The sequence below is a fragment of the Paeniroseomonas aquatica genome, from assembly GCF_030409335.1.
Classification (GTDB): Bacteria; Pseudomonadota; Alphaproteobacteria; order Acetobacterales; family Acetobacteraceae; genus Belnapia; species Belnapia aquatica.
This window is the reverse complement of the sequence record NZ_JAUFPN010000147.1, coordinates 144065-153344: the sequence shown is the minus strand read 5'-3', so window position 1 is coordinate 153344 and position 9280 is coordinate 144065. Positions and strand designations below refer to the sequence as shown.

The following is a 9280-nucleotide window of genomic DNA, read 5'->3' as shown; positions in this document are numbered from 1 at the left end:
GAGGCGCCGGCGCCGGCCAGGCTGGCGGCGCGGCGGGCGCGGATCGAGGTGCTGCCGCTGGCCGCGCCGGGACCGCTGCCGGAGGAGGACCTCTCGGTCGGGCTGGCCGAGGAGATCACCGCGGCCCTGGCCTGCCTGCGCTGGATGTTCGTGGTGGACAGCAGCTCCCTCGCCGCCGCCGCGGCGCGGGAGGGGGCGGCGGCGGCGGCCCGGACCCTCGGGCTCGATTTCCTGCTGACCGGCACGGTGCGGCGGGGCGGGCCGGCGCCCGGCACCGGCCCGGAGGGGGCGCGGGTGCGGATCTCGCTGCGGCTGACCGACCTGCGGCCGCCGGCGGGGGTGGTCTGGACCCAGCGCTTCGAGCGGGAGGCGGGCGACCTGCTGGACCTGCAGGACGAGGTGGCGGCGGCGGTGGTCGCCCGGATCGACCCGGACATCCTGCTGATCGAGGCCGGGCGGGCGCAGGTCCGGGCCGGGGCGGCCACCGGCGCCTCGGCCTATGAGCTGCTGCTGCGGGCGATCCCGGCGATCCACCGGCTGGACCAGGCCGGCTTCCTCGCCGCCGGCGACTGGCTGCGGCAGGCGACGGCGCTGGAGCCGGACTACGCCCCGGCCCTGGCCTGGCACGCCTACTGGCATGTGTTCCTGCTCGGCCAGGGCTGGGCCGCGGGGCAGGAGCAGGAGGCGATGGCGGCGGCGGAGCGGCTGGCGAGCCGGGCCATCGCGCTCGACCCGCTGGATGCCCAGGCGCTGACCATCCTCGGCCATGTCCATGCCTTCGTGCACCACCGGGTCGAGGAGGCGGCGGCGCTGCACCGGCGGGCGCTGGCGCTGAACCCGAACCTGGCGATGGCCTGGGTCTTCCTCGGCATGGCCGAGAGCTACCTCGGCGAGCATGCGGCGGCGCTGCGGCGGCTGGACCGCTACCGGGCGCTGGCGCCCTGCCACCCGCACGCCTTCTTCTTCGACGCGGCGCGGGCGGTGCCGCTGCTGCTGCTGGGCCGGCACGCCGAGGCGGCCGCGGTCTGCCGCGCGGCGATCGCGCTGCAGCCGGGCTTCAGCTTCCCGCAGAAGGTGCTGCTGGCGGCACTCGGGCATCTCGGCGACCGGGAGGCCGCGGCGGCGGTGCGCGCGAGGCTGCTGGCGATCGAGCCCGGCTTCACGCTGGAGCAGGCGCTGCAGCGCACGCCGCTGCGCCTGGCCGGGGACCGGGCGCTCTACCGCCAGGGGTTGCGGCTGGGCGGGCTGGGCTAGCCGCGGGGCGCTCAGCGCAGCGGGTTGCGCAGCACCAGGCCCGCGGTCCGCAGCCGGGCGCCGAGCAGCATGGCCTGGGGCACCGCCGCCGCCGCCGCCGCCAGCGGCAGGTGGCGCAGCAGCAGGCCCAGCGCCTGGGCGCGGCAGCCGCGCTGGGCCAGGGCGGCGGCGAGCAGCAGGTCGGCCTCGGCCGGGGTGACGCAGGGGCAGAGCGGGCAGCCGATGGGCGGCAGGCCGCCGCCCCGTCCGGCGGCGGCGACGGCATGCAGCAGGCCGTCGAGCGGCAGGGCGGCGGCGCCGGCGTCCTCGGCGATCAGGGGCAGGCGGCAGGCGGCGCGCGCCGGGGCGCCCTCGCGCGCCGCGCCGGCCCAGCGGCGGATCGCCTCCAGCAGCAGCGACTCGGCCGGGGGCAGGTCGGCGGTTTCGGTGCCGGCCCAGGGCCAGGCGGGGAGGCCATGTGTCGCCATTGCGCGATCTCCGTCGTGTTGGGCGAGGCTACCGCAACTGAGAAGCATTCGCAAATAAAGCCGCGGCCGGAGAAGCATGGCAGGCGGTCCGGCCTCCCCGGCCGGTCAGCCGCCGCGGCGGCCGAGGGCGCGGCGGGGCGGCGGCGGCGACTGCTCGGCGCCCTCGACGTCCAGCCGCTCCGCCGCCGGGCGCCAGGTCACCGCCCAGGCGGCCGGCTGGGTGCCGCGGCCGCGCAGCAGCGCGAGGCGCCAGCGGGGGTCGTCGAGCGGCGAGGCATGGCCGGAGAGGGCGGCGACCCGCCAGCGGGTGAGGGCGGCGGCCAGCCCCGGCCCTTCATGGTCCGGCCGCAGCAGCAGCCCGAGCGCGCCGCCGGTCCCCGCCGCTAGGCGCAGGCGGTCGGGCCAGCCGGAGTCGGGGCCGGACTCGGGCTCGCAACCCGTCTCGGGGCCGGGCTCCGGCAGGACCAGCACCGCGGCGGCGACGCCGGGGCAGCGCAGGCCTTCCTCCATCGCCCAGAAGGCATCGGCCGGTCGCGGCGCCCGCACCAGCACGAGCTCGGCCGGGGCGAGGCCGAAGCGGCCCAGGCCCGGCGGCCGCTCGCCGGGGGCGGCGGCGATCCAGAGCACGGGGCCGCGGCCGGCGGCGGCACGGGCGAGGACCAGGGCGCAGAAGCCGGCGGCGGCGGCGGGGTCGGCGGCCAGCACCTCGTGCAGCGCCGCCCGGGCGAGGCCGCCGCCGGGCAGGACCCCGTCGATCGGCGGGCAGAGCGGAATGCCCTCCCCGTCCGGGGCGGGGATGGCGCGCGCCGCCCGCGCCCGCAGCAGCGCCGAAAGGCCGAGGCGGTCGAGCCGTGGCGGTCCCGGGCGGCCGGGAGGGGGATCGTCGGGGGGCTTGGGCATGTCGTTCGTATTATGTTCCAGTACGGCGGTGCCTCCGGTCAAGGCTTTCCTCCCCGCCGGCCGGGCGGCCCGGCCAGCTAGGGGCGGGACGCGGGGCTGCCCTGCGGGGGGGATCTTGGCATTCTCCGCCGCCAAGCCCTTGAATACCGCCCGGCCTCGGCCGCAGATCAGCCCGAACGGCCCAAGATACCGGAGACGCCATGACACGCCAGCAGCCGACACCGCCCGCGGCGCCCTCCGCGGCGCCCCCTGCGGGCCATATCGTCCGGGGCCTCGCCGGCGCCATCGGGAATACCCCGCTGATCCGGCTGGCGCGGGCCAGCGCCGCCACCGGCTGCGAGATCCTCGGCAAGGCCGAATTCATGCAGCCCGGCGGCAGCGTGAAGGACCGGGCAGGGCTCGGGATCATCGAGGATGCCGAGCGGCGCGGGACGCTGATCCCCGGCCAGCCCGGGATCGTGGTGGAGGGCACCGCCGGCAACACCGGCATCGGCCTGACCCTGGTGGCCAATGCCCGGGGCTACCGCACCATCATCGCCATCCCGAAGACCCAGAGCCGGGAGAAGATCGACTTCCTGCGGATGATCGGCGCCGAGCTGCGGCTGACCGAGGCCAAGCCCTTCAGCGACCCCGGCAATTACGTCCATGTCTCGCGCCGCATCGCCGAGGAGCTGGCGGCGGCCGGGGAGCGGGTGATCTGGGCCAACCAGTTCGACAACCTGGCCAATGGCGCGGCGCACGAGGCGGTGACCGGCCCGGAGATCTGGGACCAGTGCGGCGGGCGAGTCGATGCCTTCACCTGCGCCGCCGGCACCGGCGGCACGCTGGCCGGCATCGCCCGGGCGCTGAAGGCGCGCAATCCCGGGGTGCGCATCATCCTCGCCGACCCGATGGGCAGCGCGCTGTACAGCTGGATCAAGACCGGGGTGCTGAAGGCCGAGGGGAATTCCATCACCGAGGGCATCGGCCAGGCGGCCCGGGTCCCGGGCAACCTCGAGATCGCCCGCGAGTTCATCGACGACGCGGTGCAGGTGGCCGATCCGGAGGCGCTGGAGCAGGTCTTCGACCTGCAGATCCACGAGGGGATCTCGGTCGGCGGCTCGGCCGGCATCAACGTGGCGGCGGCGATCCGCGTCGCCCGCGCCATGGGGCCGGGGCATACCATCATCACCATCCTCTGCGACGGCGGCGCCCGCTACCAGAGCAAGCTCTTCAACCCGGAATTCCTGCGCGAGCGCGGCCTGCCGGTGCCGCCTTGGCTGGCCTGAGGCGGCGGTGATGGAGCTGATCGAGCTGGCCCGCAGCATCCGCGCGCGGGACCCGGCGCGGCCGGGCTGGATCGAGGCCTTCACCTGCTATGCCGGGCTGCAGGCGGTGCTGATGCACCGCCTCGCGCATGCGCTCTACCGGGCCGGGCTGAAGGCGCCGGCGCGGATGATCTCGCATACCAACCGCTTCATCACCGGCATCGAGATCCACCCCGGCGCCCGGCTCGGGCGGCGGCTCTTCATCGACCACGGCATGGGGGTGGTGATCGGCGAGACCGCCGAGGTCGGCGACGACGTGCTGATCTACCACGGGGTGACGCTCGGCGGGCTCTCGGGCCAGCCGGGCAAGCGGCACCCGACCATCGGCCATGGCGTGGCGATCGGCGCCGGGGCGCAGGTGCTGGGGCCGATCCGGGTCGGCGACAATGCCCGGATCGGCGCCAATGCCGTGGTGGTCGCCGAGGTGCCGGCGGGGGAGACGGTGGTGGGCATCCCGGCCCGGCCGCCGCGCGAGCAGCCGGCGCTGGCCGGCCGCCCGCCGGCCGTGCCGCAGGCCCCGAGCCCCGGGTATGGCCTGCTCGATGCGCCCTGCGACCCGGTGGGCGAGGAACTGGCCGGGCTGCGGGCCGAGGTGGCGGCGTTGCGCGCCGAGACCGCGGCGCTGCGCCGGCTGGCGCTGCGCGAGCCGGCCGCGGAATAGGACCGGCGGCCTATCTGTTCTGCCCGGGGGAACGCCGGACCTGGCACCCCGTTCTGCGGAACGAGTGGCAACCACAGGAGACAGACCCATGGCCAGCATCAAGCGTTCCGCCAGCGCCCATTGGACCGGCACCGGCAAGGAGGGCAAGGGCAGCCTCACCACCCAGTCCGGCATCCTCAAGGACAGCCAGTACGGCTTCAACACCCGCTTCGAGAATGGCCCGGGAACCAACCCGGAGGAGCTGATCGCCGCCGCCCATGCCGGCTGCTTCACCATGGCGCTGGCCTTCCAGCTCTCGGGCGCCGGCCACACGCCGGAGAGCCTCGACACCGAGGCGAAGGTCTCGCTCGAGCAGGAAGGCGGCGGCTGGAAGATCGCGGCCGTGGCGCTGGTGCTGAAGGCCAAGGTGCCCGGCCTGTCGCAGGAGGAGTTCACCAAGCTCGCCGAGACGGCCAAGGCGAACTGCCCGGTGTCCAAGGTGCTGACCGCCAGCATCACGCTGGAAGCGACCCTGGGCTGAGGCCCGGCGCTAGCCGCCGCGTCCGCCGGTGGCAGGCGGGGCGGCCGGCGTCTTGCCCGCCAGGCAGTCGCGCATGAACCCGCGGCGGGCCTCGGCCGCCAGGGTGCGGGTCGCGGCCTCGGCGTTGCAGTGGGACATCCTCTCGCGCTGGGCCGCCTGGGCCGGGCTGGGGCTGCCGGCCGCGGCTGGCGGCATCCGCCCGGCCAGGCATTCGCTCATGAAGGGGCGGCGGGCATCGCCGGTCAGATCGCGTCGGCCCGCCTCGGCGTTGCAGTCGCGCATCCGGCCCTGCTGAGCGGCCTGCGCCGCGCTCGGCTGACGCGTCGCCGCGCCGGCCTCAGGCGCGGCCACGCCCTGGCCTTGGGCCAGGCCGGCCGAAGCGGTGGCCAGCAGGATGACGGCGGCGAGCAGCGGGGCGCCGGGGCCGCCCCGGCGGATCTTGGAGTCGACGCGCATGGCGACCTCGCTTCGGCGCGGCCGGAAGTGGCGGCGTCGCTGTTCACGAAGCCGGAGCGCGGCGGCCCGGTCCATGGAAACCCGCCCGATAACGCAGATTTGGCCTGAGGCCGCGGCCCCCTGCGGCCGGTGGCGCATTTCCCTGCGGGCCCTAAGCTGGCCCGACCAGGGGAGGCAAGAGATGTCGGATGCCATCGGCCGTGCCAGGCGCAATACCATCGGCGACGCGCTGCAACGGGCCGCCGCCCGCTTCGGGGCGCGGCCGGCGCTGCGCTTCGCCGGGCGGGACTGGAGCTATGCGGCGCTGCACCAGGCGGCGGGGCGGGTCGGGCGGCGGCTGCTGGCCTCCGGCCTGGCGCCGGGCGACCGGGTGGTCGCCTATGGCCGCAACTCCGATGCCTACCTGCTGCTCTGGCTGGGCTGCGCCCGCGCCGGCCTGGTGCATGTCCCGGTGAATTTCGCCCTGACCACGGCCGAGCTGGACTACGTGCTGCGCCAGAGCGGCGCCGCCATGCTGCTCTACCAGCCGGCGCTGGCCGGCCCGGCCGAGGCGGCGCTGGCGCTGTCGCCGGGCGTGCGGGGCGGGACCATCGACGCGGGCGGGGCCGGGCTCGATGTGCTCGCCGCCGCGCTGGACCCGTCCTGGGACGGGGATGCGCCCCTGGGCGAGGCGGTGGGCGAGGAGGACCTCGTCCAGATCATGTACACCTCCGGCACCACCGGGGCGCCGAAGGGCGCGATGATGTCGCATCGCGGGCTGCTCTCGGAATACGCGAGCTGCATCGTCGAGCTGGAGATGCTGCGCAACGACCGCGGGCTGGCGGCGCTGCCGCTGTACCACACCGCGCAGATGCATGCCTTCACCATGCCGCAGCTGCTGAACGGCGCCTTCACCCTGCTGATCGATGCGCCGCAGCCGGCGCTGGTGCTGGAGCTGATCGAGTCCGCGAGGATCACCACCTTCTTCGCCCCGCCGACGGTCTGGATCAGCCTGCTGCAGCACCCGGACTTCGCCACGCGCGACCTGAGCAGCCTCGAGAAGGTGCAGTACGGCGCCTCCATCATGCCGGTGCCGGTGCTGCAGGAGCTGCGCGCCCGGCTGCCGCAGGCGCGGCCCTTCAACTGCTACGGCCAGACCGAGATCGCGCCGCTGGCGACGGTGCTGCGGCCGGAGGAGCACGCGGCGCGGCCGGGCTCGATCGGGCGTGCCGTGATGAATGTCGAGACGCGGGTGGTCGATGCCGGGATGCGCGACGTGGCGCCCGGCGAGCGGGGCGAGGTGGTGCACCGCTCGCCGCAGCTGCTGCTGGGCTACTGGAGGATGCCGGAGGAGACGGCCAAGGCCTTCGAGGGCGGCTGGTTCCACAGCGGCGACGTCGCCACCATCGATGCCGAGGGGTACCTGGCGATCGTCGACCGCACCAAGGACCTGATCAACACCGGCGGCGTGCTGGTGGCCAGCCGGGAGGTGGAGGAGGCGCTCTTCACCCACCCGGAGGTGGCCGAGGTGGCGGTGATCGCGGTGCCGGATCCGAAGTGGATCGAGGCGGTCGCGGCCGTCGTGGTGCTGCGCGGCGCGGCGGCCCCGGATATCGAGGCGTTGCTGCTGGCGCATGCGCGGGAGCGCCTGGCGCCCTACAAGCTGCCGAAGCGGATCATCATCGCGGAGGCGCTGCCGAAGAACACCGCGGGCAAGCTGCTGAAGCGGGAGTTGCGGCTGCTCTATGCCGGGACGGAGAGCGGGGCCCTGGGGGGCGGATAGGCAGGGCGGGGTGACGCGCCGGCATCGCCCCGGTATGGTCCGCCGCACTTCTTCTGACCAATGGGACGGGAACACAGCATGACGCAGGCACGGCGGACCGAGGCACGTCTCGGCGGGCATATCCTGGCGGATGCGCTGGTGGCGCAGGGCGTCAGCCATGCCTTCTGCGTGCCGGGGGAAAGCTACCTCGACCTGCTCGACGGGCTCTATGCCCAGCGCAACCGCATCCAGCTGGTGACCTGCCGCTTCGAGGCGGGCGCCGTCCACATGGCCGAGGCCTATGGCAAGCTGACGGGCAAGGCGGGCGTGGCCATCGTCACCCGCGGCCCCGGCGCCTGCCATGCCGCCATCGGCGTGCACGTGGCCTTCCAGGACAGCACGCCGCTGGTGCTCATCATCGGCCAGATCCCCTTCGAGGAGACCGACCGGGAGAGCTTCCAGGAGGTCGACTACCGCAAGATGTTCGCCCCGCTCGCCAAGTGGGTGACGCAGATCGACGACGCCGCGCGCATCCCGGAGCTGATAGCGCATGCCTTCGACGTGGCGACCAGCGGCCGGCCCGGGCCGGTGGTGGTCGCCATCTCCGAGGAGATGCAGAAGCACATGGCCTCGGTGCCCGACATCGGCCCGGCGGCGGTGCTGCCGCCGCATCCGGCGCCCGATGCCATGGACCGGCTGATGGGGCTGCTGGCCAAGTCCCAGAAGCCGCTGGCGGTGCTCGGCGGCGGCGCCTGCTGGACCGAGCAGGGCCGCGCCGACATCCGCGACTTCCTCGTCGCCAACGACATCCCCGTCGCGGTCAGCTTCCGCCGGCAGGGGCTGTTCGACGGCACCTCCCCGAATTTCGTCGGCGACCTCGGCGTCGGCGCGGATGCGACGCTGGTCGCCAAGGCGCGCGAGAGCGACCTGTTCCTCGCCATCGGCACCCGCATGGGCGAGCCGATCAGCCAGGGCTACACCCTGTTCGACATGGCCGGCGGTACGCCCATTGTTCAGGTCTACCCCGATCAGGCGGAGATCGGCCGGGTCTACCGGCCGGCGCTCGGCATCACCTCGGACATGAACGCCTTCGCGGCCGCCGCCAAGGCGACCAAGCCGATCGCCAACCCGGCCTGGGCCGGCTGGCGCGCGGAGCTGCGGGCGGCGCGCGAGGCGCAGGCCAGGCCGGCGCAGTACGAGGGGCCGCTGAACCTGGCCGTCGCGCTGCAGGAGCTGGAGGCGGTGCTGCCCGCCGATACCATCTTCACCACCGATGCCGGCAACTTCGCCACCTGGCCGAACCGCTTCATGCACATCAGCGAGAAGCAGGACTTCCTCGGGCCCACGAACGGCGCCATGGGCTACGGCGTGCCGGCGGCCATCGGGGCGAAGATCACCTTCCCCGGGCGGACCGTGATCTGCTTCGTCGGCGACGGCGGCTTCATGATGACGGGCCAGGAGATCGCCACCGCCTTCCACCACTCGGTCAACCCGATCATCCTGGTCTTCAACAACCAGATGTACGGCACCATCCGCATGCACCAGGAGCGGACCTATCCGGGGCGCGTCTCCGCGACGGCGCTGACCAATCCGGACTTCTCGAAGTTCATCGAGAGCTTCGGCGGGCATGGCGAGATCGTCGAGACGACGGAGCAGCTGGTGCCGGCGGTGCAGCGGGCGATCGCCAGCGGCAAGCCGGCGCTGGTCGAGGTGCGGACCAACCCGGAGCAGGTGACCAACCGCAGCACCATCGCGCAGCTGCGCGAGCAGGCGCGGAAGGCGGCCGAGGGCGCGGCGGAGAAGGAGCCGGCGGCGAAGGCCGGGCCGGCCCCGGCGCCGCGGCGGGTTGGGCCGCGGACGCGCTAAAGAGGCAGGGGCTCTGCCCGTTGGCAGCAGTGCCGCCAACCCCCGCCAAAGGCCGAAGGGCCTTTGGAAACCATGAGTTTTAACGATCGGTGTCCAGAGGCCTTTCGG

9 protein-coding genes are annotated in these 9280 nt (G+C 74.4%); 6 read left to right on the top strand and 3 right to left on the bottom strand.

Annotated features, from left to right (window positions below; translation table 11 throughout):
- Window positions 1-1254, top strand: a 1254-nt coding sequence (locus QWZ14_RS14170; protein ID WP_456307242.1) for a hypothetical protein, incomplete at its 5' end; no start/stop codon positions are given.
- 11 nt (window positions 1255-1265) lie between these two features.
- Here the strand turns inward: QWZ14_RS14170 and QWZ14_RS14165 are convergent.
- Together QWZ14_RS14165 and QWZ14_RS14160 are read right to left on the bottom strand one after the other, a co-directional pair.
- Entirely contained in the window at window positions 1266-1721 is a 456-nt protein-coding gene (locus QWZ14_RS14165) for a hypothetical protein (protein ID WP_290317341.1), read from the bottom strand.
- Window positions 1722-1826: 105 nt separating this feature from the next.
- Entirely contained in the window at window positions 1827-2621 is a 795-nt protein-coding gene (locus QWZ14_RS14160; protein WP_290317340.1) for an ImuA family protein, read from the bottom strand.
- Window positions 2622-2821: 200 nt separating this feature from the next.
- Here QWZ14_RS14160 and QWZ14_RS14155 point away from each other — a divergent pair, with 200 nt between their 5' ends.
- The 3 genes from QWZ14_RS14155 to QWZ14_RS14145 all read left to right on the top strand — a co-directional run bounded on the left by QWZ14_RS14155 (window position 2822) and on the right by QWZ14_RS14145 (window position 5109).
- A complete protein-coding gene (locus tag QWZ14_RS14155) occupies window positions 2822-3889 on the top strand; it encodes a cysteine synthase A (RefSeq protein ID WP_290317339.1) in 1068 nt (355 codons plus the stop codon).
- Window positions 3890-3899: 10 nt separating this feature from the next.
- Entirely contained in the window at window positions 3900-4589 is a 690-nt protein-coding gene (gene cysE, locus QWZ14_RS14150; protein ID WP_290317338.1) for a serine O-acetyltransferase, read from the top strand.
- Between the two features lie 88 nt (window positions 4590-4677).
- A complete protein-coding gene (locus tag QWZ14_RS14145; protein WP_290317337.1) occupies window positions 4678-5109 on the top strand; it encodes an OsmC family protein in 432 nt (143 codons plus the stop codon).
- A 9-nt stretch (window positions 5110-5118) separates the two neighbouring features.
- Here the strand turns inward: QWZ14_RS14145 and QWZ14_RS14140 are convergent, their stop codons facing one another.
- On the bottom strand, window positions 5119-5565 hold the full coding sequence (locus tag QWZ14_RS14140) for a PsiF family protein (RefSeq protein WP_290317336.1): 447 nt from the start codon (window positions 5563-5565) through the stop codon (window positions 5119-5121).
- Window positions 5566-5746: 181 nt separating this feature from the next.
- On the opposite strand from QWZ14_RS14140, the gene QWZ14_RS14135 reads away from it, so the two are divergent.
- Together QWZ14_RS14135 and QWZ14_RS14130 are read left to right on the top strand one after the other, a co-directional pair.
- Window positions 5747-7327, top strand: a complete 1581-nt coding sequence (locus QWZ14_RS14135; protein WP_290317335.1) for a fatty acyl-CoA synthetase — start codon at window positions 5747-5749, stop codon at window positions 7325-7327.
- Between the two features lie 78 nt (window positions 7328-7405).
- Entirely contained in the window at window positions 7406-9172 is a 1767-nt protein-coding gene (locus tag QWZ14_RS14130) for a thiamine pyrophosphate-dependent enzyme (protein ID WP_290317334.1), read from the top strand.
- Window positions 9173-9280: the final 108 nt, after the last annotated feature.

Bases quoted from the DNA above. Each gene is read 5' to 3' on its own strand.
- QWZ14_RS14130 (WP_290317334.1), top strand. From the start codon at position 7,406: ATGACGCAGGCACGGCGGACCGAGGCACGTCTCGGCGGGCATATCCTG.
- QWZ14_RS14165 (WP_290317341.1), bottom strand. From the start codon at position 1,721: ATGGCGACACATGGCCTCCCCGCCTGGCCCTGGGCCGGCACCGAAACC.
- QWZ14_RS14140 (WP_290317336.1), bottom strand. From the start codon at position 5,565: ATGCGCGTCGACTCCAAGATCCGCCGGGGCGGCCCCGGCGCCCCGCTG.
- QWZ14_RS14145 (WP_290317337.1), top strand. From the start codon at position 4,678: ATGGCCAGCATCAAGCGTTCCGCCAGCGCCCATTGGACCGGCACCGGC.
- QWZ14_RS14135 (WP_290317335.1), top strand. From the start codon at position 5,747: ATGTCGGATGCCATCGGCCGTGCCAGGCGCAATACCATCGGCGACGCG.
- QWZ14_RS14160 (WP_290317340.1), bottom strand. From the start codon at position 2,621: ATGCCCAAGCCCCCCGACGATCCCCCTCCCGGCCGCCCGGGACCGCCA.
- cysE (WP_290317338.1), top strand. From the start codon at position 3,900: ATGGAGCTGATCGAGCTGGCCCGCAGCATCCGCGCGCGGGACCCGGCG.
- QWZ14_RS14155 (WP_290317339.1), top strand. From the start codon at position 2,822: ATGACACGCCAGCAGCCGACACCGCCCGCGGCGCCCTCCGCGGCGCCC.